30 protein-coding genes and 1 pseudogene are annotated in these 22,701 nt (G+C 73.8%); 18 read left to right on the top strand and 13 right to left on the bottom strand.

Annotated features, from left to right (window positions below):
- Positions 1-59: 59 nt before the first annotated feature.
- The gene (locus tag ABGB11_RS26165; protein ID WP_347636739.1) at positions 60-620 is read right to left on the bottom strand and encodes a helix-turn-helix domain-containing protein; all 561 of its coding nucleotides are present in this window, start codon (positions 618-620) and stop codon (positions 60-62) included.
- 193 nt (positions 621-813) lie between these two features.
- Here ABGB11_RS26165 and ABGB11_RS26170 point away from each other — a divergent pair, with 193 nt between their 5' ends.
- From ABGB11_RS26170 to ABGB11_RS26215, 10 genes are all read left to right on the top strand, one after another.
- Positions 814-1,260: a helix-turn-helix transcriptional regulator gene (locus ABGB11_RS26170; RefSeq protein ID WP_347636741.1), complete on the top strand. Its 447-nt coding sequence runs from the start codon at positions 814-816 to the stop codon at positions 1,258-1,260.
- A 74-nt stretch (positions 1,261-1,334) separates the two neighbouring features.
- Positions 1,335-1,679: an NADH-quinone oxidoreductase subunit A gene (locus ABGB11_RS26175; RefSeq protein WP_347636742.1), complete on the top strand. Its 345-nt coding sequence runs from the start codon at positions 1,335-1,337 to the stop codon at positions 1,677-1,679.
- A complete protein-coding gene (locus ABGB11_RS26180; protein ID WP_347636743.1) occupies positions 1,670-2,536 on the top strand; it encodes a hypothetical protein in 867 nt (288 codons plus the stop codon). Before ABGB11_RS26175 ends, ABGB11_RS26180 begins: the two co-directional genes overlap by 10 nt.
- The gene (locus ABGB11_RS26185; protein WP_347636745.1) at positions 2,529-3,392 is read left to right on the top strand and encodes a complex I subunit 1 family protein; all 864 of its coding nucleotides are present in this window, start codon (positions 2,529-2,531) and stop codon (positions 3,390-3,392) included. Before ABGB11_RS26180 ends, ABGB11_RS26185 begins: the two co-directional genes overlap by 8 nt.
- Positions 3,393-3,401: 9 nt before the next feature.
- Positions 3,402-3,908, top strand: a complete 507-nt coding sequence (locus ABGB11_RS26190; RefSeq protein WP_347636746.1) for an NADH-quinone oxidoreductase subunit J — start codon at positions 3,402-3,404, stop codon at positions 3,906-3,908.
- Entirely contained in the window at positions 3,898-4,203 is a 306-nt protein-coding gene (nuoK, locus tag ABGB11_RS26195) for an NADH-quinone oxidoreductase subunit NuoK (RefSeq protein ID WP_347636748.1), read from the top strand. The genes ABGB11_RS26190 and nuoK overlap by 11 nt, the downstream gene beginning before the upstream one ends.
- A 32-nt stretch (positions 4,204-4,235) precedes the next feature.
- Positions 4,236-5,786: a proton-conducting transporter membrane subunit gene (locus tag ABGB11_RS26200; protein WP_347636892.1), complete on the top strand. Its 1,551-nt coding sequence runs from the start codon at positions 4,236-4,238 to the stop codon at positions 5,784-5,786.
- A 5-nt stretch (positions 5,787-5,791) separates the two neighbouring features.
- A complete protein-coding gene (locus tag ABGB11_RS26205) occupies positions 5,792-7,279 on the top strand; it encodes an NADH-quinone oxidoreductase subunit M (protein WP_347636749.1) in 1,488 nt (495 codons plus the stop codon).
- Entirely contained in the window at positions 7,279-8,643 is a 1,365-nt protein-coding gene (locus ABGB11_RS26210) for an NADH-quinone oxidoreductase subunit N (RefSeq protein WP_347636750.1), read from the top strand. The genes ABGB11_RS26205 and ABGB11_RS26210 overlap by 1 nt, the downstream gene beginning before the upstream one ends.
- A 46-nt stretch (positions 8,644-8,689) precedes the next feature.
- The gene (locus ABGB11_RS26215) at positions 8,690-9,100 is read left to right on the top strand and encodes a MarR family transcriptional regulator (RefSeq protein WP_347636752.1); all 411 of its coding nucleotides are present in this window, start codon (positions 8,690-8,692) and stop codon (positions 9,098-9,100) included.
- Here ABGB11_RS26215 and ABGB11_RS26220 read toward each other — a convergent pair.
- From ABGB11_RS26220 to ABGB11_RS26235, 4 genes are read right to left on the bottom strand one after another with little or no spacing between them, the layout of a single operon-like run.
- A complete protein-coding gene (locus ABGB11_RS26220) occupies positions 9,084-9,815 on the bottom strand; it encodes an alternative oxidase (RefSeq protein WP_347636753.1) in 732 nt (243 codons plus the stop codon). The two genes, ABGB11_RS26215 and ABGB11_RS26220, sit on opposite strands and share 17 nt — an antisense overlap.
- Before the next feature lie 59 nt (positions 9,816-9,874).
- On the bottom strand, positions 9,875-10,132 hold the full coding sequence (locus tag ABGB11_RS26225) for a hypothetical protein (RefSeq protein ID WP_347636754.1): 258 nt from the start codon (positions 10,130-10,132) through the stop codon (positions 9,875-9,877).
- Positions 10,133-10,158: 26 nt separating this feature from the next.
- Complete coding sequence (locus tag ABGB11_RS26230) at positions 10,159-10,557, bottom strand: NUDIX domain-containing protein (protein WP_347636756.1); 399 nt, start codon at positions 10,555-10,557, stop codon at positions 10,159-10,161.
- A gap of 26 nt (positions 10,558-10,583) precedes the next feature.
- Positions 10,584-11,405, bottom strand: a complete 822-nt coding sequence (locus ABGB11_RS26235; protein ID WP_347636757.1) for an SAM-dependent chlorinase/fluorinase — start codon at positions 11,403-11,405, stop codon at positions 10,584-10,586.
- 37 nt (positions 11,406-11,442) lie between these two features.
- On the opposite strand from ABGB11_RS26235, the gene ABGB11_RS26240 reads away from it, so the two are divergent.
- The gene (locus ABGB11_RS26240) at positions 11,443-12,354 is read left to right on the top strand and encodes a LysR family transcriptional regulator (protein WP_347636758.1); all 912 of its coding nucleotides are present in this window, start codon (positions 11,443-11,445) and stop codon (positions 12,352-12,354) included.
- Between the two features lie 16 nt (positions 12,355-12,370).
- Here the strand turns inward: ABGB11_RS26240 and ABGB11_RS26245 are convergent, their stop codons facing one another.
- From ABGB11_RS26245 to ABGB11_RS26270, 6 genes and pseudogenes are all read right to left on the bottom strand, one after another.
- Positions 12,371-12,670: a DUF202 domain-containing protein gene (locus tag ABGB11_RS26245; RefSeq protein WP_347636760.1), complete on the bottom strand. Its 300-nt coding sequence runs from the start codon at positions 12,668-12,670 to the stop codon at positions 12,371-12,373.
- A 7-nt stretch (positions 12,671-12,677) separates the two neighbouring features.
- The gene (locus ABGB11_RS26250; RefSeq protein WP_347636762.1) at positions 12,678-13,067 is read right to left on the bottom strand and encodes a DUF202 domain-containing protein; all 390 of its coding nucleotides are present in this window, start codon (positions 13,065-13,067) and stop codon (positions 12,678-12,680) included.
- A gap of 71 nt (positions 13,068-13,138) precedes the next feature.
- On the bottom strand, positions 13,139-13,768 hold the full coding sequence (locus tag ABGB11_RS26255; RefSeq protein WP_347636894.1) for a MerR family transcriptional regulator: 630 nt from the start codon (positions 13,766-13,768) through the stop codon (positions 13,139-13,141).
- 59 nt (positions 13,769-13,827) lie between these two features.
- On the bottom strand, positions 13,828-14,058 hold the full coding sequence (locus tag ABGB11_RS26260) for a hypothetical protein (protein WP_347636901.1): 231 nt from the start codon (positions 14,056-14,058) through the stop codon (positions 13,828-13,830).
- Between the two features lie 361 nt (positions 14,059-14,419).
- Positions 14,420-14,668 (bottom strand): annotated as a pseudogene (locus ABGB11_RS26265) (glycoside hydrolase family 3 N-terminal domain-containing protein); the annotation flags it as partial.
- A 149-nt stretch (positions 14,669-14,817) separates the two neighbouring features.
- Positions 14,818-15,537, bottom strand: coding sequence for an IclR family transcriptional regulator (locus ABGB11_RS26270; protein ID WP_347636763.1), 720 nt, complete (start codon positions 15,535-15,537; stop codon positions 14,818-14,820).
- A 114-nt stretch (positions 15,538-15,651) separates the two neighbouring features.
- Between ABGB11_RS26270 and leuC the strand changes: the two genes are divergently transcribed.
- The 4 genes from leuC (at position 15,652) to ABGB11_RS26290 (ending at position 18,508) form a co-directional block, all read left to right on the top strand.
- Complete coding sequence (gene leuC, locus ABGB11_RS26275; protein WP_347636764.1) at positions 15,652-17,103, top strand: 3-isopropylmalate dehydratase large subunit; 1,452 nt, start codon at positions 15,652-15,654, stop codon at positions 17,101-17,103.
- 12 nt (positions 17,104-17,115) lie between these two features.
- A complete protein-coding gene (gene leuD, locus ABGB11_RS26280; RefSeq protein ID WP_347636766.1) occupies positions 17,116-17,703 on the top strand; it encodes a 3-isopropylmalate dehydratase small subunit in 588 nt (195 codons plus the stop codon).
- Between the two features lie 143 nt (positions 17,704-17,846).
- A complete protein-coding gene (locus ABGB11_RS26285; RefSeq protein ID WP_347636896.1) occupies positions 17,847-18,071 on the top strand; it encodes a hypothetical protein in 225 nt (74 codons plus the stop codon).
- A gap of 158 nt (positions 18,072-18,229) precedes the next feature.
- Positions 18,230-18,508: an HU family DNA-binding protein gene (locus ABGB11_RS26290; RefSeq protein WP_021598708.1), complete on the top strand. Its 279-nt coding sequence runs from the start codon at positions 18,230-18,232 to the stop codon at positions 18,506-18,508.
- 71 nt (positions 18,509-18,579) lie between these two features.
- Here ABGB11_RS26290 and ABGB11_RS26295 read toward each other — a convergent pair whose 3' ends face one another.
- Entirely contained in the window at positions 18,580-18,783 is a 204-nt protein-coding gene (locus ABGB11_RS26295; RefSeq protein WP_347636767.1) for a hypothetical protein, read from the bottom strand.
- Between the two features lie 10 nt (positions 18,784-18,793).
- Positions 18,794-19,471, bottom strand: coding sequence for a 2-phospho-L-lactate guanylyltransferase (cofC, locus tag ABGB11_RS26300; protein WP_347636769.1), 678 nt, complete (start codon positions 19,469-19,471; stop codon positions 18,794-18,796).
- A 142-nt stretch (positions 19,472-19,613) separates the two neighbouring features.
- Here cofC and ABGB11_RS26305 point away from each other — a divergent pair, with 142 nt between their 5' ends.
- Genes ABGB11_RS26305 through ABGB11_RS26315 form a run of 3 tightly spaced genes read left to right on the top strand, consistent with a single transcriptional unit; the run spans position 19,614 to position 22,701 of the window.
- Positions 19,614-20,516, top strand: a complete 903-nt coding sequence (locus tag ABGB11_RS26305; RefSeq protein WP_347636770.1) for a lysophospholipid acyltransferase family protein — start codon at positions 19,614-19,616, stop codon at positions 20,514-20,516.
- 17 nt (positions 20,517-20,533) lie between these two features.
- Positions 20,534-21,523 carry an NAD(P)H-dependent glycerol-3-phosphate dehydrogenase gene (locus ABGB11_RS26310; protein WP_347636898.1) on the top strand — a complete coding sequence of 330 codons (990 nt, stop codon included), beginning with the start codon at positions 20,534-20,536 and terminating at the stop codon, positions 21,521-21,523.
- A 56-nt stretch (positions 21,524-21,579) separates the two neighbouring features.
- Positions 21,580-22,701: a D-alanine--D-alanine ligase family protein gene (locus ABGB11_RS26315; RefSeq protein WP_347636771.1), complete on the top strand. Its 1,122-nt coding sequence runs from the start codon at positions 21,580-21,582 to the stop codon at positions 22,699-22,701.

Genomic DNA, 22,701 nt, shown 5'->3' on the forward strand with positions numbered 1-22,701 from the left:
GTGGTGATGCGGGCTTCCGCCCGCCCGGGCCGCGGAGGTGCAACTCGGCGGCCCGGGCTTCAGACCTCCGGGAACGCCAGGAATCTGGCGTGCAGGGTCCGCGCGTCCGGCGGCGGGTCGCCGTCGTCGCGCTTGTAGCGGTAGAGGAGCGCGATGTACTCCTCGAAGAAGGGGCGCACCTGCTCCGGCGTGAGCGTGACGGTGGAGACCGAGAAGAGCAGGGCGTCCGCCCAGGGGCCCATCCCGTCGCGTTCCCGCTGGTAGCGCGTGAGCATCTCCAGCTCGTTCGCGAACTCCAGCCGGGTCAGCTCCTCCACCGCCTCGCGCATGCCCGGCGACTGCTCGCTGTACGGGGGCAGCCGCCGGTCGCCGGGCACCGCCCGCCACCAGCGTTCCCGCCCGCGGGCCAGCTCCGGGACCTCCTCGACGAACCCGTACCTGGCGAGCTGCCGCAGGTGGTAGCTCGTCGAGCCGGTGCTCTCGCCCAGCTCGCGGGCGAGCGTGGTGGACGAGACGGGCCCGCGCCGCATGATCTCGGCGATCCGCTGCCGCAGCGGGTGCGCGAGCAGCCGCACCTGCTGCGGATCGGTGATCACCTCCGGGACCGGTTGCTCCTTCATAGGAGGGACGCTACGAGTTGCAAAGGGTCTTTGCAATGCCTCTTGGCATAGTTCACCGCAGGGGGTGAGGCGCCTGCGACCTGAGAGCGGGTCCCGGACTACCCCTGTGGTTCCGGCGCCACGGTTCTGTGTCCTTGGCTGACGAACGCGAATGTGGTCAACTTAAATCGCTGGTGACGGGGGAGGGAGCGGAATGCAGCGTCATGCCGAGGAAGTGCCGCCGGGGGCGTCGCTCGCCGAGAAGGTCGAGTGGCTGATCCGGAACCTGTGGCCGGCGGAGGCTCAGCCGCCGCGCAACAACGTCGAGACGGCCGCCGCCATCGCGCGGGCCACCGGCGAGGACATCTCGTCCACCACCGTGTGGAAGCTGCGTACCGGACGGCAGGAGAACCCGCAGCTGAAGACGCTGACGGCGCTCGCCACGTTCTTCGGCGTCCCGATCGGCTACTTCGGCTTCTCCAGCGAGTCCGACCCGATCGGCGACGATCTGACGCTGAAGGCGCTGCGCCGGGACGTCGAGCACGGCATCATCCGGCCCGAGGTGCTGCGCGCCCTCGTGGACCTGTCCCCGGAGGCGCGCTGGGTCGTGGACGAGATGATCCTCGCCGCCGCCGAGGCCGACCGCGAGCGGCACGCCTGACCGCGATGTTTCGATCACCGGCCGATCAGGTAGAGGCGGACTAGCGCCCGGTCCACCCGTACCCCGGAGGGGCAATGCCTCCGTACGCCGTCGTCCTCTCGGTCCTTGGGCTGGTGGGGGCCGTCGTGGCGGGGGTCTACGCCGTCTCCTTCGTGACGGCGCCCAGGGGGTTCGAGAGCGGGCCGTTCCTGTCGGGCGCGCGGCCGGCGGAGCACGCGCTGTCGCGGTACCACGTCCGCTGGTACACGGTGGCGATGCTCTTCCTCGCCTTCGACATGGAGATGGTCTTCATGTACCCGTGGGCGCTCGTCGTCGCGTCGATCGGCGTGAAGGCGGTCGTGGAGATGTTCGTCTTCCTGGCGCTGCTGCTGGTCGGCGTCCTGTACGCGTGGCGCGAGGGGGCACTGCGGTGGGCCTGAGCCGGTTCGCGGCCCCGCGGCCCCTCGTCGTGCAGGCGGCGGACGGGACGCGGGACCGGCTCGCGGCCGAACGGGCGATCCGGTCGCGGAGGCGGCGCCCCGCGCTGTCGCCGGGGGAGACGGGGATGCTCGTGGTGTGCGGGAACCCCGGCGACGCGCTGGCCGAGGCGATCGACGTCGTGTGGCGGGACATGCCCGAGCCGCGCGTCCTCGCCTCGCCGTCCGATCTGGAGGGGGTCGCCGGCGGCCCGCGGGAGGCCCTGGAACTGGACGCCGGGATGGCCGATCGGGCGGACGACCGGGACGGGTTACGGCTGGACGTCCTGCACGTCCCGCTCGGCCCCGTCCTGCCGTACTGGCCCGCGGGACTGCGGGTCGACCTGGAGTTGCAGGGGGACGTCGTCCAGGCCGCCGAGGCCACCCCGGTCGACACGGGCGGCGGGACGTTCTGGACGGAGGAGCGGCGGGCGGCCGGGCGCCTCGACAGCGTGTCGCGGCTGCTGCGCGTCGCGGGATGGGAGGCGGCCGCCGACCGCGCGGCCGTCCTGCGGGACGAGGCGTTGAGGGGCGCGCCCGGCGATGGGCTGACCAGGCGGTTCGCGGCGTTCGCGCGGACGGTCCGGCGCTCGTGGGCCCTGCGGTGGATGACGCGGGGCGTCGGCGACGTGCAGCGCCGGCTGGACGAATGGCTGCGGGAGACCGGCGCGTCCCTGGAAGGGAGCCCCTGCCCGCCTCGCGCTCCCTGGGGCGAGGTGCTGGAGGCCATGCCGTCGCTGCTGGAAGGGGCCGAGCTGGCGCAGGCACGGCTGATCGTCGCGAGCCTCGATCCGGATCTCGGGGCGGGCGCCGATGGCTGAGGTCCTCGCGCTGGGGGTGCTCGCGCTCGCGGCGGCCTCGCTGGACGGCGCGTTCGCGGGGCGTCCGGCCGAGCCGTTCCGCGAGGCCGCCCGCCTGCTGGCCTCGCAGCGGCGCGTGCCTGCTCGATCCGATGTGCCGCTGACCAGGATCGGGGTGATCTCGCTGCCGGTGGCGGCGGCGCTCGCGGCCCTCGTGGTGCCGCTCGGCGGGAGCGCGGCGGTCGGGACGAGCGTCGGCGTCGTCTGGTTCAACGCGATGGAGGTCGTGGCCTGGGCGTCGGTGTGGCTGGCGGGATGGGGCGTCAACTCGGCGTTCGGGCTCGTCGGCGGGTACCGGTTCCTCGCGCAGGGGCTCGCGTACGAGCTGCCGCACATGTTCGCGCTCATCACCGCGGCGCTCGCCGCCCACTCGCTGGACCTGCGGGTGATCGGCGGCGCGCAGGACGGGCTGTGGTTCGCGGTGTGGATGCCGGTCGCGTTCGCGATCTATCTGGTGTCGGCGTCGGCGATGGCGTTCTGGGGACCGTTCGACCACCCCACCGCCGGCGACGCGGCCGGGGGCGTCCTGGCCGAGCTGTCCGGACCCGACCGGCTCGTCTTCCTGGCGGGACGGTACGGGCTGCTGGCGGTGGCCGCGGCCGCCGCCGTCCCGCTGTTCCTCGGCGGCGGGGCCGGTCCGCTGCTGCCGGCGTGGCTGTGGTCGCTGCTGAAGGCGTGCGCCGTCCTGGCCCTCCTGGTGTGGACGCGCAGGCATCTGCCGGTGCTGCGCATGGACCGCGCGATGACCGCGGCCTGGACGGTCCTGATCCCCGCCGCCGTGCTGCAGATGCTCGTCGTCGCCATCGTCGTCGTGTGAGGAGGAGCCGTGGAGGCCGTCGCGTTCTGGGTGCTCGCCGTCGCCGCGGTGGGGTCCGGCGTCGCCGTGTTCGTCGTGGACTCGATGGCCCGCGCGACGTTCGCGCTGCTGGCGTCGTTCCTGTGCGCCGGGGGCGAGCTGCTGCTCATCGGCCTGCGCTATCTCGGCGTGCTGGTCGTCCTCATGATGATCATGGAGATGCTGGTGATGGCGGTCTTCATGATCATGTACATGATGAACCCGGCCGGGCTCATGCCGATGGCGATGCGGCACAACACGCGCGGCGCGCTCGCCATCGCCGGGACCGCGTTCGCGGCGCTGGCGGCCGGGATCCTCACGGTGCCGTGGCCCGAGCGGGAGGGACGGCCCCCGCCCGACCCCACCGTCGCGCTCGGCGAGGCGATCATGGGGCCGGCGATGCTCGTCATGATGGTGATCGGCGTCGCCATCCTGGCCACCATGATCGCGACCGTGGTGCTGGCCGCGCACCGGGGGCGGTACGGCGATGACGCTTGAGACGTTCCTGCTGCTCGCCGCGGCGCTGTTCTGCGTCGGGCTGTTCGGGGCGCTGTCCCAGCAGTCGATCGTGATGCTGATGATGGGCCTCGAACTCATGGTCAACGGCGTGCTGGTCGCGGCGGCCGGGTTCTGGTACTGGGTGTCGCCCGGCAGGGCGGACGGGCAGGTCCTGGTGCTCGTCGCGATCACGGTGATGGCCCTGGAGATGGCGATGGGCTTCGCGGTCGTCACCGCCCTCTTCCGCGCGCGTGATGTGGACATGACGGATGACGCTGGGGATCTCCGGGGGTAGATGTGCTTGCGGGGTGGCCGGGCGGCTTGGCGGTGGACGGGCTCTCCGCCGTGCTGCTGGTGACCCTGGCCGCCGTCCTGGCGGCGGTGCTCGTCCACGCGGCGGGGGAGAGGTTCGGCGCCCGGTTCCACCTGCTGATGCCGGCGTTCGCGGCGGCGATGGCGGTGACGGTCACCGCGACCGATCTGCTGCTGGTGCTGATGGGCTGGGAGGTCATGGGCGCGACGTCGTACGCGCTCATCGGCTACGCGTGGCCGGAGGCGGACCGGGTGCGGTCCGCGGACGTCGCCTTCCTGACCACGCGGGCCGCCGACCTCGGCCTCTACGCGGCGGCGGGGTTCGCCGTGGCCGGGGCGCATTCGCTGCGGTTCGACGACCTCGCCGGGGCCGAGGAGCCCTGGCGGGACCTCCTCGCGGCCGGTGTCGTCGTCGCCGCGCTGGGGAAGTCGGCGCAGCTGCCCTTCTCGTTCTGGCTGTCCCGGGCGATGGCGGGCCCGAGCCAGGTGTCGGCGCTGCTGCACTCGGCCACGATGGTCGCCGCCGGCGCGTACCTGCTGATGCGGCTGCATCCGCTGCTGGACGCGACCGGGTGGGCCGCCGGGCTGGTGAGCTGGGCGGGCGCGCTGACCGCGCTGGTCCTGGGGGCCGTCGCGGTGGCGCAGCGCGACCTCAAGCAGCTTCTCGCGGCGTCCACCTGCGCGCAGATCGGTTTCATGGTGCTGGCGGCCGGTGCCGGGGCCGTGGGGGCCGGCGCGGCCCAGCTCGTCGCGCACGCGGCCGTGAAGAGCCTGCTCTTCCTCTGCGCCGGTGTGTGGGCCCGGCGCGATCGGGTGGTCGATGTCGCGTTCGGCGTGGGGGCGCTCGCGCTGGCCGGCGTCCCGCCCCTGTCGCTGTGGGTGACGAAGGACGAGGTGCTGGGCGGCGCCATGGAGCGGTCGGGCGGTCTGCTCGCGGTCGGCCTCGCGGCGTCCGCGCTGTCGGCCGTGTACGCGGGCAAGGCCCTGGTGATGCTGCTGCGTCCGCCCGAGGGACCGCGGGTGCGGATCGTGGAACGGGTGCCGCTGGTGGCGCTGGCGGTCGCGGCGGCCTGCCTCGGCGTCCTCGGTGTTCCCGCCGTGGCGGACGGCTGGCGGCGCATGCTGGGGGCGGCGGGCGAGGCCGGACCTGAACCGTGGGTCCTCGTCCTCTCCGGTGCGCTCGCGGTGATGACGGTCGCCGGAGTGGTGGCGGCCCGGCGGGTTCCTGAGCCCGCATGGGCGCTGAACTGGCTGTACCTGGAGCGGGCCGTCACGGTGGGCGTGGTGCGTCCGGCGTTCGCGGCGGCGCGGGCGCTGGCCCGCTTCGACGACCGTGTCGTCGACGGCGCGGTGCGCGGTGCCGCGCGGGGCGGGCGGTCCCTGGCCGGGCTCGCGGGGCGCCGCGTCGAGTTCCGCGTGGACGGGCTGGTCGGTGCGGTCGGGTCCGCGGCCCGGACGCTGGCCGCGCTGGCGCGGCGACCCCAGACCGGGCAGGTCCACCTGTACTACGCCCAGGCCGCGGTGGTGCTCGCGGTGCTCGTCGTCGTCGCGCTCCTGGCCGGGTGAGCGGGATGCTGACACTCGTCATCTTCCTGCCGCTGGCGGTCGCGTGCGCGCTGCCCGCCGTCCCGCGACGCGCGGTGCCCGGGATCTGGATCGGCGCCTGCACCGTCGAGGTCGCGCTCGTCGCGGGCATGTGGGCCGTGCACGGGACGCGCGCCGGGGTCTCGTTCGAGACGGACGTGCGGTGGATCCCGTCCGTCCGGGCCGGCTACCACGTCGGCGTGGACGGCCTGTCGCTGCCGCTGCTGGCGCTCACCGCCGTCCTGTTCGCGGCCTGCGCGGTGTACTCGCTGCGTCAGCCGCACCGGGTGCGGGCGTTCGCGGCCCTCTTCCTGTTCCTGGAGACGGTGTGCCTGGGGTTGTTCGCGGCGCTCGACCTCCTGCTGTTCTTCGTCTTCTTCGACCTGTCGATCGCCGGCATGTACTTCGTGATCCTGCTGTGGGGGCACGGCGACCGGTCGCGGTCGGCGCTGAAGTTCTTCCTGTACACGTTCCTGGGCTCGCTCGTCCTGCTGCTGGGGTTCATCGGCCTCTACCTGGGCGCCGACCCCCACACGTTCGACATGGTCGAGCTGACCCGCACGCCGCCTCTGGAGGGGTCGCCGGGCCTGGCCGGCCTGACGCTCCTCGCCATCGGCATCGGGCTCGGGATCAAGACGCCGGTCGTCCCGTTCCACACCTGGCTGCCTCCCGCGCACACCGACGCGCCCGCCGCCGGGTCGGCGATCCTCGCGGGGGTCATGCTGAAGATGGGCACGTACGGGCTCGTCCGGATCGCCCTGCCGATGCTCCCGGACGCGTGGCGGCGCTACGCCCTCGTGGCGCTGGTCGTCGGCCTGGTGAGCGTCCTGTACGGGGCGCTGGTCGCGCTCGCGCAGGAGAACGTGAAGCGGCTCGTCGCGTACACGTCCGTGAACCACATGGGGTACATCGTCCTGGCCCTGGGCGCGGCGGGGTACGCGTCCGGCGGCGCGGACGCCCGGCGGCTCGCCGTGACCGGCGCGGTCACGCAGATGGTCAGCCACGGGCTCGTCACGGGCGCGCTGTTCCTGCTGTGCGGGGTGCTGTACGACCGCGCCGGAAGCTACGACCTCGGCCGGTTCGGCGGCATCGCCGGAAACGCTCCCGTATTCGCCTGGCTGACCGGGGTGGCCGCGTTCGCCTCGCTCGGGCTGCCGGGGCTGTCCGGGTTCATCGCCGAGTTCCAGATCTTCGCCGGGACGATCGGCGGCGGCGCGGCGGCGACGGCGGTCACCGGCGCCCTCGCCGTGCTCGGCATCCTGGTCACGGCCGCGCTGTTCCTGCGCGTCCTGCACCGGGCCGTGCTCGGGCCGCCCGGCGAGCTGACCCCGCTGGTCGGCGACGTGCGGTGGCCCGAGCTGGCGGCGCTCGCCCCGCTGCTGGCCCTCTCGGTGCTGATCGGCGTCGCGCCGCGCCCGCTGCTCGACACGATCGAGCCGCTGTCGGCGGCCGTCGTCGCGCTGGTGGGACGGTGATGAACGAGAACCCCGCCGACCTCGCCCCCGAGCTGTGCGTGCTCGCCGCCGCCGTTGTCGGGCTGGTCTACGGGATGTTCCTGCCCCGCGCCCGGCAGCGGCGCGTCGCGGTCGTCTGCGCGGCGGGACTGCTCGCGGGCCTGGCCGCCTCAGGGATCGCGGCGGCCGGCGACGACCTGATGGCCTTCGGCTCCTTCGCCGTCGACCCCATCACGCACGTCACCCGGATCGCCGTGCTCGGCGCGACACTGCCGGTCGTGGTGCTCGCGGCCGGGCGGGTGCACGGGCATCCGAGGGAGAGCGAGCACTACGTCCTGATCCTGCTGTCGGCGCTCGGGACGATGGTGCTCGGCGCCTCGGCCGACCTGCTCGTGGTGGTCGCCGCGTACCTGCTGGCGAGCCTGCCCGCCTATGCGCTCGCCGGGTTCGGCAAGGACGCCCCCGGGACCGAGGCCGCGCTCAAGTACTACCTGATGGGCGCGCTGCTGGGCGTGCTCATGCTCGGCGGGGTGACGCTGCTGTTCGGAGTGGGGCGCGGCACGGCGTACCCGGTGCTGCGGGCCGGGCTGGCGGAGGCGCCCCCGGCCGCCGTCGCGGCGGGTCTCGTCGCGCTGCTCGCGGGGCTGCTGTTCAAGGCGGGCGCCGTCCCCGGCCACTTCTGGGTGCCGGACGTCGCCGAGGGCGCCCCGCCGGCCGTCGCCGCCTACGTCACGACCGTCCCGAAGATCGGCGCGCTGGCCGCCCTCTACCGGTTCGGGACCGAGACGATGCCGGACGGCTGGCCCGTGCTGCTCGCGGTCGTCGCCGCGGCCACGATGACGCTCGGCAACCTCGCCGCCTTCGCGCAGGACAACGTCCGGCGGCTGCTGGCGTACTCGACCGTCGCCCAGGCGGGCTACCTCCTCGTCCCGGTCGCCATGGCGGACCGGAGCGACCTGGCCCAGCCCGCGCTGCTCTACTACGTCGCCGCCTACGCGGTGACGAACGTGGGGGCCTTCGCGGTCGTCCTCGCCGCCGGGCGGGACGACCTCGGCGGCTACGCCGGGCTGCTGCGCGGCTCGCCCCTCCTCGGCCTGTCCCTCGTCGTCTGCCTGCTCGGGTTCGTCGGTACGCCGCCGACCGCCGTGTTCGTCGGGAAGGTCCTGATGTTCGGCGCGGCGATCGACGGCGGCCACGCCTGGCTCGCCGCGGTCGCGGCCGTGAACACGGTCGCGAGCGTCTTCTACTACCTGCGCTGGATCGTCCCGCTGTTCCGGCGCCCCGCCCGCCGGCCGCGCCCGGCGCGCGGGGCGTCCGCGGTCGCCGTGACCGCCGCCGTGGCCTCGGTGGTCCTCGGCATCGGCAGCGGCCTGGTTCTGCCCTGATCGGGAATGGTGACCCAGGGGAGCCGGACGACCTGGAGGATTCGGCATGGACGACCTGGTGAGGCTGCTGTCCCGGGCGGACAAGCTGCTGCGGGCCGCGTCGGACGCCGCGCTGAGCGAGCACGGGGTGCGCATCGGGCAGAACCTCGTCCTGGAGGCCCTGTGGGAGCAGGACGGCCTCGCGCCCGGCGAGCTCGCCGCCCGGCTCGGGCTGACCACCCCCACGATCGTCAACACCGCCACCCGGATGGAGACCGCCGGCCTCGTGGTGCGGCGGCGCGACCCGGCCGACGCCCGGCTGGTCCGGCTCTACTTGACCGGCAAGGCCCTGCGGGCGCGGGAACCCGTCGAAGAGGCGCGGCGGCGGCTCGAAGAGCGAGTCGCCGCCGCGCTGACGGAGGAGGAGCGGCGGCACGTCCGCACCGCCCTGGAGAAGATCATCAAGGAGCTGGCGTAGGCGCGTCCTGGAAGCGGGGCGCCCGCATGTTCACCAGGCTGTCGAGCTTGTGGATCCGCTCGTCGTGGCCGATCTGGCGGAGCAGGTCCGCCACGGTGCCGTACCGTCCGTACTCCTCGGCGTACGTCGTGGGGGCCGCCACGTGCTCCAGCTCGGGATGCTCCGCCACGTAGGACATGTACTCGTGCTCGGCGTGGTCCTCGAAGTCGGCGTTGAGCCGGTAGCTCAGCTCGGGGCGCACCAGGAACAGCAGCCACGACACGTGGTAGTAGAAGAACGCCACGAGCCACGGTGCCAGCCGGTGCAGCAGGAACGACTGCTTCATGCCGTCCCGCTGGACGAGGTCCTGGAGGATCAGCAGGTGCCACTGCTCGTTGTCCTGCTCCTCGCGCGTCTCGACGATCCGCTCGTACACGCGCTTGGCGAGCGCCGAGCGGCGGCGGTGCCGCGACAGCGAGAAGTAGCCCATGCGTTCCCACGCCTGGTACGGGACGCGGGCGATGAACTCCAGCATCGTGAACTTCACGAGCGTGCGCTCGCGGCCGTAGACCAGGTCCATCTGCTTGAACAGCATCCGGGCGAGCAGCCCGTACTTCAGCCGCGGGCTTTCGAGGGTCTCGATCTGGGCGGCGCGCAGCTCCATCGGGGTGAGCTTCGGCGGGCCGCCGTGGACGGGGGCGTCGGGGCGGGTGAGGGTCTGCGTCGTGTTCGTCATGGGGACGATGCTGCGTGCACGGTCCGTACCCGGGCATCGGCCGCCGAGCGACACCTCCCCTACAGCGCCCCGATCACCGTCCGGTGCCTCCGGTACCGCCCCGGGCGTAGGGGACGACCCTGAGACGGCCTAGGGGGCGTACCGGCGCCCCGCTCCATCCAGTCCTCGCCCGGCACGAGCCCGGACATGAAGATCGTCAGTTCGCAGCCGACCGAGATGCCGATGCCGGAATGCGCGCGGCGGAGCCGTTCGGCCTCGCGGGCGACGGACGCGAGGAACCGCCCGCCGCCGTCCCGGCGAGCACCGTCCTGCGGCACGGCGGGTGCCGGGCCGAAGGTCGGTGTCAGGCGAGCAGGCCGTGCCGCTCGGCGAGGTCGAGCGCGGCCCGCGCCGCCGGAGCGAGCAGGTGCCGCTCGCCGGGGCCCACGTAGACGAACTCGTCCACCTCGCCGGTCGCCGCCATCGCGCCCCGGAACGCGGCCGTGAAGCACGCCATGCGCACGTGGGCGAAGTCGGGCTGGTCGTGCGCCGGGGCCCGGACGACGCCGAGCTCCCGGAAGGACGTCCGGTCGAGTTCGAGATCCAGCTCCTCGCGGATCTCCCGGGACAGCGCCGACCAGTCGTCCTCGCCCGGCTCGCGCTTACCGCCGGGGAGGTAGAGCAGGTCGCGGCCCCGCGCGCGGACCGCGAGCATCCGGCCGTCCGACACCTGGATCCACGCGACGACATCGAGATCTTCCACGGTGATCAGTGTCCCCCACGCGGCCGTCAGGGACGGATCGCGCGCAGGGTGAGGGTTCGTACACCGCCGAGACCGAGGGCGGCGGCGGCCGAGCCCTGGTTCACGGCCAGGCCCGGCCAGCCGGACGAGTCGATCCACAGCAGCGGGTCGCCTTCCGCGACGCCGCCGAAAGTCTCCTGGAACGTGACCCGGACGCTTCCGGGGGCGGGGTCCTCCCAGGTGACGTCCAGCGGGGTCCCCGGAGGCAGCTCGCCGAACGCGGCCGTCAGGTCGCCGCGCTCGGCGCCGAGGACCAGGCTGCCGAAGCGGTCGGTGTAGAGCACCGGGACGGTCAGCTCCCCGTCGCCCACGGCCGGCGGCGGGACGTCCAGCGGCAGCGGTTCCGCCCGCGCGCCGAGGTCGGCGACGTCGACGCCCGCGGCGATGTGCGCGGCGGCGGGGGAGAAGATGTCGCGGCCGTGGAACGAGGCCGACACCTCCGGCAGCCGGTAGGCGGGGTTCTCCAGCGCGTGCGCACGCACGACGCCGCCGAGCTTCCCCGCGGCCGGGACGAGCAGCCCGTTGTCGGGCCCGACCAGGACGTCCCCGCGCCCGGTCTCGATCGCGAGGGGCAGCCGCGGCGTGCCGACGCCCGGGTCGACGATGCCGACGTGCACGCCCACCGGGAAGTACGGCAGCGCCTGCCGCAGCAGCATCGCGCCCTCGCGGACGTCGAACGGCGTGATCTCGTCGCTGAGCACGAGCACCGTCGCCGCCGGGGCGATGGTGTGGACGACGCCCGCGCAGATCGCGGTGTACGCGGCGCCGAAGTCGGTGGCGAGGCTGACGAAGGGCCGGCTTCCGGGCATGCGGCGATGCTACCGGCGTGCCCGTATGCTCCGGAGCGTGCGCGCCGAAGCCCTCGATCCCGTCCTGCTGCGGACGTTCGTCGCCGTCGCCGACCTCGGCTCGTTCACCGCCGCCGCTGCCGCCGAGGGGTACACGCAGTCGGCCGTCTCCCGGCAGATCGCGGCGCTGGAGGACGTGTGCGGGGTGGAGCTGTTCGCGCGCGGGGCCCGGGGCGTCCGCCCGACCCCGGCCGCGGAGTACCTGCTGCCGCACGCGCGCGGCCTCCTCGACCGGCTCGCCGACACCGCCCGCGCGCTCGACGGGCTGCGCCGCCTCGACACCGGGACGCTGCGGATCGGCGCGTTCCCCACCGCGAACGCCGCGCTCGTCCCGCGCGCCCTCGCCCGGTTCCGGGCCCGGCATCCGGGCGTCCGGCCGCTGCTGCGCGAGGGCACCACGGAGCGGCTGCTGCCGATGCTGGAGGCCGGCGACCTCGACATCGCGCTGGTCAGCACGCACAAGATCCCCTCGATCGCCGCCGACGACCTGGTGACCCTGGTGGAGGACGTCCTGCTCGTCGCGCTGCCGGACGGCCACCGGCTCGCCGCGCGGGAGCGGGTCCGGCTGGCCGACCTGGCCGGCGAGCCGTGGATCGTGGCCGACGACCCCGCGGCGATCGCCGCGCTGCGCGCCCGCTGCGAGGCCGCCGGGTTCGTCCCGCAGACGCCGCTGCGGGTCGCCGAGTGGGTCTCCAAGCTGGGCCTGGTCGCGGAGGGGTTCGGCGTCACGCTCGTCCCGGCGCTCGCCGCGACCGCGATGGCGCGGGACGGCGTGGTGCTGCGCGCCGTGGCGGCCGGGCGGCCGCGGCGGACGGTCTACGCGGCGGTGGGACGGCACGCGCGCAGGTCCCCGGCCGTCACCGCGTTCCTGGACGACCTGCGGGACGTCGCCGGAGACCTGCGGCCCTGAGGGACGCAGCACGGTCTCAGAGGGTGAAGAGAAGGGCGACCGCTGCCAGCAGGATCGTCAGGCCCGTGGCGACCAGAACAGACACCGGGTCGGCCGCGCCGCCCTCCGGAAGGCCGCGGCGGGCGCGGAAGCCGGTCCGGTTGCGGCGGAGCATCAGGGCCGCACTGCCGCAGACGACGGCCGCCGCGCCGGCCGCCGCCGCCGTCGAGGGCGCGAGCCGGACGCACAGCAGGCCCGCGGCGACCAGCGAGAGCGTCGTGCGGGACCAGGCCAGCGAGGTCCGCTCGGGCTGCGCTCCGGGGTCCCGCAGTCTCACCGCTCGGTCACCTGGTGGCCAGCAGGGCGCCGAGCAGGACGACCGCGGCGATCGCCAGGCCGTAGGACATGACCGGGGCCAGGGCCGGCGGCGGGAGGGTCTCCGACCGGCGCAGGGCGCGCTCGGTGCGCAGCCAGCGGCGGAACGCCAGGGCCGCGACGCCGGCGCCGGCCGCGGCGAAACCCGCGGCGACGCCGACGCGCAGCGGCGCGTCGATCAGGTCGCCGGCGAGGGAGAGGCCGACCCCCGCCGCGATCAGGGCCAGGGCCGTCCGGATCCACGCCAGGAACGTGCGCTCGTTGGCGAGTGTGAAGCGCGGATCGGGGTCGCTGCCCTCGGCGAGCAGGCGGTCGGTCCACCTGCCGCCGGCGGGGTCCGGGGGCTGAGTCGCGGTCATCGCCGTTCATCATAGGCGACGAAAACACACCCAATTCCTCGGAAATGCCTGGTAGGAGGGGGTGGGAGGGGTCAGGAGCGGTCGAAGCGGCGGGCCGAGGCGTCCTCCAGGGCGAGCCGGTGCAGGGCCGTGAACACCTGCTCGTACAGGACGGTGGAGACGATCAGCGTGTGGACGGTCCGGGCCCGGGGCGTGCCCTCGGTGACCCGGCCGACCTCGTGCTCGGAGATCTCGCGCGCGGCGCTCACGTAGGGGCGCAGGTCCTTGAGCGTGATCGGGAAGCCGAGGCGGCGCAGCGCCACGAACGTGTGCGCGAGCAGGTCGCGGGCGGGGGCGCGCTCGCCGACCGTCCAGCCGAGCTCGCGGACGAGCGCGTCCACGTCCTCGCGGGCGGCGCGCCAGTGCGGGTCGTGCGGGGCGGCGGCGTGCGGGCCGATCGCGTGCTGGGCGGTGGCGACGAGGTCGTGCGGGCCGGTGCGGTCGTCCTCGACGGCCTTGATGATCTGGTGGATCGCCGCCACCGGCAGGTCGCCGACCTCGCGCAGCGCGCTGATCAGCCGGAGCCGCTCCAGGTGGCGGCCGTCGTACTCGGCGCGGGTCGCGCTCACCGCCGAGCCCTTCGGCAGCAGCCCCTCCCGGATGTAGAACTTGATCGTCTGGACCGTGAGCCCGCTTCGATCGCTGAGCTCGGAGATCTGCACCGTGGCACCCCCTTGACCGCGGGTCAAAGGTAGCGAGGCCGGAGCGCCGGCGACCGGCGTTATCCCAGGTCTGTCCAAGTTGTGGCGGTTTGCAGGTCCGCCGCCGAACGGCCCGCACGGAAGGCGCGCGGGGCGGGCGGCCGCTGGTCCGGCGTGATCGCGACCGTGACCGAGGCACCGGGTTCGGCCTCGGCGACCGCGAAGCCCGCGAGCCGCACCGTCCCGCCGTCCAGCGCGTAGAGCTGGACGACCTCCCGGCCGGCCCTGCTCCCGGTGTTGCGGACCGTCACCTCCGCGGCATCGCCCGAAAACGCGAGCGACTCGTACTCCCACGTCGTGTAGCCCAGCCCATGCCCGAACGGGTAGGCGACCTGGGCGGGCGTGTAGTACCGGTAGCCGATCGCGGTGCCCTCCGCGTAGTCGAGGACCCCGTCCTCGGACGGGACCGGGGACAGGACGCCCTCCTCGGACGCGGGGAACGTCGTCGGCAGCCGCCCGCCGGGCTCGGCGGCGCCGGTGAGGACGTCGGCGATCGCGTCGCCGCCCTCCTGTCCCGGCAGCCACGCCCACAGGACGGCCGCGACCTCGTCCCGCCGTCGCCGCGACGCCCGCCGACTGGACGCCCCGGACGAACGCGGCGCCGACGCGGGCGGTGAGCAGCGGGTCCTCGGAGTAGTTCTCGAAGTGCCGCCCGCCGAGCGGCGTCCGGTGCAGGTTGACCGTCGGCGCGAGCTGGACGTGCACGCCCCTGTCGCGCGCCTGGGCGCCGTTGAGCCGCCCGACCTGCTCCGCGAGCACCGGGTCCCACGTCGCCGCGAGCGCCGACGGGTTCGGGAACAGCAGGCTCGGCGCGCGCTCGTCCCAGGTCGTGCCGCGGACGCCGCTCGGGCCGTCCGACATCACGATCCGCCGCAGGCCGATCTTCGGCAGCGGGCGCAGCGTCCAGAACCCGTCGCCGGTGAGGAGGTGACCTTCTCCTCAAGGGTGAGGTCCGCGAGACGGGCGCGCAGGCGGGGGTCGACCATCCGCCGAGCCTATGCCGGGGGCGCTCAGGACGCCGTGCGGCGCATCCCCTCGGAGATCTTCTCCGCCGCGGCGGCGACGGGCCCGGCGTGCAGGCGGCCGGGGGAGCGGGTCAGGCGTTCGAGGGGGCCCGACACCGAGACGGCGGCGATCACCCGCCCGCCTGCGCCGCGGACCGGCGCCGAGACCGAGCCGACGCCCTGCTCGCGCTCCCCGACGCTCTGCGCCCAGCCCCGCCGCCGGACCGACGCGAGCGTGGTGGCCTCGAACTTGGCGCCGCGCAGCCCGCGGTGCAGCCGGTCGGGCTCCTCCCAGGCCAGCAGGACCTGCGCGGCCGAGCCGGCCGTCATCGGGAGCGCGGCGCCGACCGGGATCGTGTCGCGCAGGCCGCTGGTGCGCTCGGCGGCGGCCACGCAGACCCGGACGTCCCCCTGGCGGCGGAACAGCGACGCGCTCTCGCCGGTCAGGTCGCGCAGGTGGGCCAGGACGGGCTGCGCGATGGCGAGCAGCCGGTCCTCGCCCGCCGCGACCGCCAGCTCGGCGAGCCGGGGCCCGAGGATGAACCGCCCCTGCGTGTCGCGGTGCACGAGGCGGTGGTGCTCCAGCGCGACGGCCAGCCGGTGGGCGGTGGGGCGGGCCAGCCCCGTCGTCTGGACGAGCTGGGCGAGCGAGGCCGGACCCGCCTCCAGCGCGTTCAGGACGAGAACCGCTTTGTCAAGTACGCCGACTCCGCTAGAGTTGTCCATGTCTTGATATTGCCGTCTCGTAATTTGAGATGCAAATCGAGGTCACAGCGACCACGGGCGCACCGGCCCGACCGCGGCGGTGCGCCGACGATCATTACAGGTGAGGTGAAGGTGATGGGCCGAACACTGGCCGAGAAGGTGTACGACGCGCACGTCGTACGGCGAGCCGAGGGTGAGCCGGACCTCCTCTACATCGACCTGCACCTGGTCCACGAGGTCACCAGCCCGCAGGCGTTCGACGGGCTGCGGATGGCCGGCCGCCAGGTCCGCCGCCCCGACCTCACGATCGCCACCGAGGACCACAACGTCCCGACCACGGACCTGCTCAAGCCGATCGCCGACCCGGTGTCGCGCACCCAGGTCGAGACGCTCCGCAAGAACTGCTCCGACTTCGGGATCAGGCTGCACCCGATGGGCGACGACGGCCAGGGCATCGTGCACGTCATCGGCCCGCAGCTCGGCCTCACCCAGCCCGGGATGACCGTCGTGTGCGGCGACTCGCACACCTCCACGCACGGCGCGTTCGGCGCGCTCGCCTTCGGCATCGGCACCAGCGAGGTCGAGCACGTCCTCGCCACCCAGACGCTGCCGCAGATCCGGCCGAAGACGATGGCCGTGACCGTGAACGGCGCGCTGCCCGAGGGCGTCACCGCCAAGGACCTCATCCTGGCGATCATCGCGCGGATCGGCACCGGCGGCGGCCAGGGCCACATCATCGAGTACCGCGGCGAGGCCGTCCGGTCGCTGTCGATGGAGGGCCGCATGACGGTCTGCAACATGTCCATCGAGGCCGGCGCCCGCGCCGGGATGATCGCCCCGGACGAGACCACGTTCGAGTACCTCAAGGGGCGTTCGCACGCGCCGACCGGCGAGGACTGGGACCGGGCCGTCGAGTACTGGACGTCCCTGCGCACCGACGACGACGCGGTCTTCGACAAGGAGGTCGTGATCGACGCGTCCGAGCTGACGCCGTTCGTCACGTGGGGCACCAACCCGGGCCAGGGGCTGCCGCTCGCCGGGTCCGTCCCGGACCCGGCGTCCATCGACGACCCGGCCAAGCGGCAGAACGCCGAGCGGGCGCTTGAGTACATGGGCCTCACCGCCGGGACGCCGCTGCGCGACATCAAGGTCGACACCGTCTTCGTCGGCTCCTGCACCAACGGCCGCATCGAGGACCTGCGCGCGGTCGCGAACGTCCTCAAGGGCCGCCAGGTCGCCGACGGCGTCCGGATGCTCGTCGTCCCTGGCTCCATGAAGGTCAAGAAGCAGGCCGAGGAGGAGGGCCTCGACGCGGTCATCTCCGCGTCCGGCGCCGAGTGGCGCGAGGCGGGCTGCTCGATGTGCCTGGCGATGAACCCCGACAAGCTCACGCCCGGGGAGCGCAGCGCCTCCACGTCCAACCGCAACTTCGAGGGCCGGCAGGGACCCGGCGGCCGCACCCACCTGGTGTCGCCCGCCGTCGCCGCCGCCACCGCCGTCACCGGCCGCCTGACCGCCCCCAGTGACCTCGGCGAAGTCGCCGGGGGGTCTGGGGGGTCGTCCCCCCAGACCGACGCCGACCTGTAGAGGAATCCACCGATGGAAGCGTTCACCACCTACACCGGGCGCGCGGTGCCGCTGCGCCGCAGCAACGTCGACACCGACCAGATCATCCCGGCCGTCTGGCTGAAGCAGGTCAGCCGCACCGGGTTCGACAAGGGCCTGTTCTCCGCCTGGCGCGAGGACCCGGACTTCGTCCTCAACCAGCCCCGGTACGAGGGCGCCGGGATCCTCGTCGCCGGACCCGACTTCGGCACCGGATCGTCCCGCGAGCACGCCGTCTGGGCGCTGCAGCAGTACGGCTTCCGCGTCGTGATCGCGCCGCGCTTCGGCGACATCTTCCGCAACAACTCCACCAAGATGGGCCTGCTGCCGGTCGTGCTCACCGCCGAGCAGGTCGAGGCGCTGCAGGACGCGGCCGAGAAGGACCCCGCCCTGGAGGTCACCGTCGACCTGGAGAAGCGCGAGGTCCGCTGGGGCGCGGACACCGCCTCCTTCGAGATCGACGACTACACCCGCTGGCGGCTCATGGAGGGCCTGGACGACATCGGCCTGACCCTCCGCCACGCCGACGCCATCGCCGCGTTCGAGTCCGCCCGCAACCCGCTCCTTCCCACCACCGCGTAGGCGCCGCCCTCCAGGCCCGGCCCGTCCGAACCGGCGGGCCGGGCCTTCGGCGACCCCGGGTAAGCCGACGCGGACGCCGCACAGGGACAATTCCCTTAGTGTGCAGGGACGTCCGACCGTATGGGGGAAGCCAATTGGGCACCGTGCCTTGGGCCGGGCCGGAGTGGGACGATCCGGCTCTGACGCGCCTCGCGCAACAGCTGCGTGACGCTCACCGGGCCGTGGCGCCGCTCCCTCCGCAGGACCGGCAGCGGCTCATCCGGCACCTGCTGGCGATCACCGATCTGGCGAAACGGGACGCCGAACTGGCCGCCCGCAGGCTGGACGCGTTCCTCGCCGATTTTCAAGACGGCCCCGACGTCGGTTAGCGTGCGCAGTGACCGGATCCGGTCCGGTCGCCCGGCGAGACGGGGGCGAGGCCGACAAAAACGCCAGCGACACGCCAACTCGTGCGTGCAGGTGATTGTGTCCTTGCTGAGGGTCCCTTAGTTTCGTTCGGGCAAGGGGGGAACTAGAGGAGTAACCCATGAACAAGCGTGAGCTGGTCGACGCCATCTCTGACCGGCTGGGCAGCAAGAAGGCCGCAGCCGAGGCCGTCGACGCCATCCTGGAGGCGATCCAGAACGCCGTCGCCAAGGGCGACAAGGTCGCTATCACCGGGTTCGGTTCGTTCGAGAAGGCCGACCGGCCTGCCCGTACGGCCCGCAACCCCGCAACGGGCAAGACCATCGAGGTTCCCGCGACGTCCGTGCCGAAGTTCAAGGCGGGCGCCGACTTCAAGAACCTGGTGGCCGGCAAGAAGTAGCCACACCGCGCCAGCGCTCGGGACCGTGCCACAAGGCCCGGTTCCGGGCGCTGACGCTTTGTTCGGGCGGCTCAGGACGGGAGCGGGAAGGTCGACAGGGTCACCGCCGTGACCCGGTCCCCGTCCGTCGCGAGGTTCACCCGCTGGCCGAACCGCAGCAGCCGCAGCCCGCCCGCGGCGAACGCGTCCGCGTCGAACGGCAGCTCCGTCCCGTCGTCGAGCAGCACGCTCCCGGTCCGCGTCTCCGCGTCGAACGCCTTCACCGTCCCCTGCATGACCGGAACTCTAGGCCAACGACGGCAGCCGGGACGCGACCTCGGCGGTGCGGGGGCCGGCGCCGAGGGCCAGGGCGGCGCGGAGGTCGCCGGGGGTGTCGACGTCGCGGCGGACGCTGTCGGTCCCGGGCAGCACGATCTCGCGGGCGCCGCGGGCGCGGTGCGCGGCGCGCGAGTCGCCGCCGAACGCGGGGGAGAACGGGACGCCCGGCCGGGCCGTGTACAGCGTCGTGCCGACACCGGCCGCGTCCGGGACGAACGCCTCCGGCGCGGCGCCGGCGGCGTCGAGCACGCGGCCGAGGTCGCCCGGCCGCAGCGCGGGCAGGTCGGCCGACAGCGCCCCGACGCCCGCGTCCGGGGCCAGCTCGCGCCCCCGGCCCGCGCCGTGGACCAGGGCGGGGTTCAGGCCCGCGTCCGGGACGTCCGGCACGATCGTGGCGCCGAGCGCGGCCAGCTCGGCGGCGGGAAGGGGGTCGTCGGTGACGACGATCACGCCCCGGACCCGGTCGCAGCGCAGCGCCGCGGCGACCGTGTCGGCCGCCACCGCGAGCGCGAGCGCCTCCCGGTGCGGGCCCGCGGCCTCGGACATGCGGGTCTTGGCCTTGGCGAGGACCTTGACGGGGACGACGAGCGACCACCGGAGGGAGGGCGCGCCGGGCGCCGGCATGGACGGTGCTGGTGTAGACATGGCAACTCGACACTATGCGCACGCAACCGCGACACTTGAGGACACCCCACGTTCACCCCGGGGGACGGATAGAGAAGGGGGCGTCCAAATGAGCGAAGCGAAGCGGGGGGCGCGGGGGGCCGCCCCCTCGCAAGGAGCACGCATGAGCGAAGCGAAGCGGGAGGCGCGGGGGGCCGCCCCCTCGCGAGGAGCGACCACGGGCCACCGGTATTCGCCGGCATGGCGCAGGCTCACGATCGTCATCCTGCGCCCGCTGCTGTTCGGGCTGCTCAAGCGGGACTGGCGCGGCCGCGGCAACGTGCCCGGGAAGGGCGGCGTCATCATCGCCGCCAACCACATCTCCGAGTCCGACCCCCTCGCGCTCGCGCACTTCGTCTACGAGGCGGGCCGCTACCCGGTCTACCTGGCCAAGTCCACGCTGTTCGACGTGAGGTTCATCGGCGGCGTGCTGCGCGGCACCGGCCAGATCCCCGTGTACCGCGACCGCGCCGACGCGGCCCTCGCCCTGGAGGACGCCGAGAAGGCGCTGCTGGACGGCGAGTGCCTGATGTTCTACCCGGAGGGCAGCTGCACCCGTGACCCCGAACTGTGGCCGATGACCGGGCAGACCGGTGTCGCGCGGATGGCGCTGACGACCGGCGCCAAGGTCGTCCCCGTGGCGAGCTGGGGCGCGCACGAGCTCATGCCGTACAAGAAGGGCGAGCAGAGGGGGCTGGCGGGCAGCCTGAAGAAGGGCTTCCACCCGCTGCCCCGCAAGACGATGAAGGTGATCGCCGGGCCGCCGGTCGACCTGTCGGCCTACGAGGGGCGCCCGCTCAGCCGGGAGACGCTGCGGGCCGCCACCGACGACATCATGAGCGCGATCACCGCGCTGCTCGGCGAGCTGCGCGGCGAGGAGCCGCCCGCGGAGCGCTACGACCACCACCGGGTGCTCGAAGAGCGCCGCGGCGCCGCCGCCCCGCCGGCGGTCCCCGAGCCCGCACCGCCGGCCGGGTCGGAGTCCGGCGGGCGGCGGGCCGCGGAGCCGAAGGCGGCCGACTCGTGACCTTCCGTACCGCGGTGATGGGCGCCGGATCCTGGGGGACGACGGTCACCCGCCTGCTGCACGACGCGGGCGGCGAGGTCGTCCTGTGGGGCCGCCGCCCCGAGATCGTTGAGTCGATCAACGAGCGGCACGAGAACCCCGACTACCTGCCCGGGGTCCCGCTGCCGGAGGCCGTCCGCGCCACGCTGGACCCGGCCGAGGCCCTCAAGGGCGCCGACTTCGTCGCGCTGGCCGTCCCGGCGCAGACCCTCCGGCGCAACCTCGCCGGCTGGGTGCCGCTGCTCCCCCCGGAGGCCGTGCTCGTCAGCCTGATGAAGGGCGTCGAGATCGGGACGTCCAAGCGGATGTCGGAGGTGATCTGCGAGGTCGCCGACGTCCCGGAGGAGCGCGTTGCCGTGTTCGGCGGCCCCAACCTCGCCCGGGAGATCGCCGGCGGGGAGCCCGGCGCGGCCGTCGCCGCCTGCGTGGACGAGGACGCCGCGGTGCGCCTGCAGGCCGCGACCATGACCCCGTACTTCCGCGTCTACACCTCCACCGACGTGGTCGGCTGCGAGCTCGGCGGTGCGGTGAAGAACATCGTCGCGCTGTGCGTGGGCATGGCGGTCGGGCTCGGGTTCGGCGCGAGCACCCAGGCGGTGCTGATGACGCGCGGGCTCGCCGAGATCGCCCGGCTGGGCGCCGCGCTCGGCGCGGACGAGCACACCTTCGCCGGGCTCGCCGGGATGGGCGACCTCGTCGGGACGTGCATGTCGCCGCTGTCGCGGAACCGGACGTTCGGCGAGAACCTCGGCCGCGGGATGACCCTGGACGAGGTCGTCGCCGCCACCAAGCAGACCGCGGAGGGCGTCAAGTCGTCCGAGGCGGTGCTGGAACTGGCCCGCAAGCACAACGTCGAGATGCCGATCACCGAGGCGGTCACCGCGGTCCTGCACCACGGCATGCCGATCAAGGAGGCGGCGATCTCGCTGATCTCGCGGTCGCCGAAGCCGGAGCGGTACGGGGTGTGAGCATGATCGTCGCGCCCGTGGCCCGTGCGGGCTGATCACCGGTAGGGTCGGGCCTCATGTCCCAGGTTTCTAGGATCCGCGTGGCGGTGGTCTTCGGCGGGCGCAGCTCCGAGCACGCGATCTCCTGCGTCACCGCGGGCGCCGTCATGGCCGCCATCGACCGGGACCGGTACGAGGTGGTGCCGGTCGGCATCGCCCGCGACGGGCGCTGGGTGCTCCCGCCCGCGGACCTGCGGCTCGCGATCGAGGACGGCAGGCTCCCGGAGGTGACCGGCGAGGGCGGCGTCCTGGCGCTGCCGTTCGACCCGGAGAGCCGCGGGCTGATGGTGGTCGAGCCGGGCAAGGTGCCCTCGACCCTCGGCGACGTCGACGTCGTCCTGCCGCTCCTGCACGGCCCCTACGGCGAGGACGGCACGATCCAGGGCCTGCTCGACCTCGCCGGGATCCGCTACGTCGGCGCCGGGGTGCTGGCCAGCGCGGTCGGCATGGACAAGGGGTTCATGAAGCTCGTCTGGCAGGCCCGCGGCCTGCCCGTCGGCCCGTACGTCCTGGTCGGCGACCGGGAGTGGCGGCGCGAGCGCAAGCGCAAGATCGACGAGATCAAGGACCTGGGCCTGGCCGCCGGGACCCCGGTGTTCGTCAAGCCGGCCCGCGCCGGGTCCAGCATGGGCATCACCCGCGTCACCGACGAGGCCGGGCTGGAGGCGGCGGTCGAGGCGGCCCGCGAGCACGACCCCAAGGTCATCGTGGAGGCGGCCGTCGAGGGCCTCGAGATCGAGTGCGGCGTCCTGCAGGGCGTGGACGACGGCCCCGCCGAGGCGAGCCTGCCCGCCGAGGTGCTGATGGCCGGCGACCACGACTTCTACGACTTCGAGACCAAGTACCTCGACGGCTCCACCACCATGGCGATCCCGCCCGAGCTGCCGCCCGCCGCGATCGAGGAGGTCCGCCGCATCGCGGTGCAGGCGTTCGACGCGCTCGACTGCGAGGGGCTCGCCCGGGTCGACTTCTTCCACACGCCCGACGGCCGGTGGATCCTCAACGAGATCAACACGATGCCCGGCTTCACCCCCGCGTCGGCGTTCCCGCAGATGTGGGCGGCCACCGGGCTGGACTACCCGGCGCTGGTCGACCGGCTGATCCAGACGGCGCTGCGGCGGTCCACGGGGCTGCGCTGA

Origin of the sequence: Actinomadura sp. B10D3 (assembly GCF_039871695.1) — a bacterium.
In the GTDB taxonomy this organism is placed as follows: Bacteria; Actinomycetota; Actinomycetes; order Streptosporangiales; family Streptosporangiaceae; genus Spirillospora; species Spirillospora madurae.

Bases quoted from the DNA above. Each gene is read 5' to 3' on its own strand.
- ABGB11_RS26270 (WP_347636763.1), bottom strand. From the start codon at position 15,537: ATGGACAACTCTAGCGGAGTCGGCGTACTTGACAAAGCGGTTCTCGTC.
- ABGB11_RS26295 (WP_347636767.1), bottom strand. From the start codon at position 18,783: ATGCAGGGGACGGTGAAGGCGTTCGACGCGGAGACGCGGACCGGGAGC.
- ABGB11_RS26220 (WP_347636753.1), bottom strand. From the start codon at position 9,815: ATGACGAACACGACGCAGACCCTCACCCGCCCCGACGCCCCCGTCCAC.
- nuoK (WP_347636748.1), top strand. From the start codon at position 3,898: ATGACGCTTGAGACGTTCCTGCTGCTCGCCGCGGCGCTGTTCTGCGTC.
- ABGB11_RS26315 (WP_347636771.1), top strand. From the start codon at position 21,580: ATGTCCCAGGTTTCTAGGATCCGCGTGGCGGTGGTCTTCGGCGGGCGC.
- ABGB11_RS26165 (WP_347636739.1), bottom strand. From the start codon at position 620: ATGAAGGAGCAACCGGTCCCGGAGGTGATCACCGATCCGCAGCAGGTG.
- ABGB11_RS26210 (WP_347636750.1), top strand. From the start codon at position 7,279: ATGAACGAGAACCCCGCCGACCTCGCCCCCGAGCTGTGCGTGCTCGCC.
- ABGB11_RS26205 (WP_347636749.1), top strand. From the start codon at position 5,792: ATGCTGACACTCGTCATCTTCCTGCCGCTGGCGGTCGCGTGCGCGCTG.
- ABGB11_RS26185 (WP_347636745.1), top strand. From the start codon at position 2,529: ATGGCTGAGGTCCTCGCGCTGGGGGTGCTCGCGCTCGCGGCGGCCTCG.
- cofC (WP_347636769.1), bottom strand. From the start codon at position 19,471: ATGTCTACACCAGCACCGTCCATGCCGGCGCCCGGCGCGCCCTCCCTC.
- ABGB11_RS26250 (WP_347636762.1), bottom strand. From the start codon at position 13,067: ATGACCGCGACTCAGCCCCCGGACCCCGCCGGCGGCAGGTGGACCGAC.
- ABGB11_RS26305 (WP_347636770.1), top strand. From the start codon at position 19,614: ATGAGCGAAGCGAAGCGGGAGGCGCGGGGGGCCGCCCCCTCGCGAGGA.
- ABGB11_RS26170 (WP_347636741.1), top strand. From the start codon at position 814: ATGCAGCGTCATGCCGAGGAAGTGCCGCCGGGGGCGTCGCTCGCCGAG.
- leuD (WP_347636766.1), top strand. From the start codon at position 17,116: ATGGAAGCGTTCACCACCTACACCGGGCGCGCGGTGCCGCTGCGCCGC.
- ABGB11_RS26310 (WP_347636898.1), top strand. From the start codon at position 20,534: ATGGGCGCCGGATCCTGGGGGACGACGGTCACCCGCCTGCTGCACGAC.
- ABGB11_RS26175 (WP_347636742.1), top strand. From the start codon at position 1,335: ATGCCTCCGTACGCCGTCGTCCTCTCGGTCCTTGGGCTGGTGGGGGCC.
- ABGB11_RS26290 (WP_021598708.1), top strand. From the start codon at position 18,230: ATGAACAAGCGTGAGCTGGTCGACGCCATCTCTGACCGGCTGGGCAGC.
- ABGB11_RS26235 (WP_347636757.1), bottom strand. From the start codon at position 11,405: ATGCCCGGAAGCCGGCCCTTCGTCAGCCTCGCCACCGACTTCGGCGCC.
- ABGB11_RS26215 (WP_347636752.1), top strand. From the start codon at position 8,690: ATGGACGACCTGGTGAGGCTGCTGTCCCGGGCGGACAAGCTGCTGCGG.
- leuC (WP_347636764.1), top strand. From the start codon at position 15,652: ATGGGCCGAACACTGGCCGAGAAGGTGTACGACGCGCACGTCGTACGG.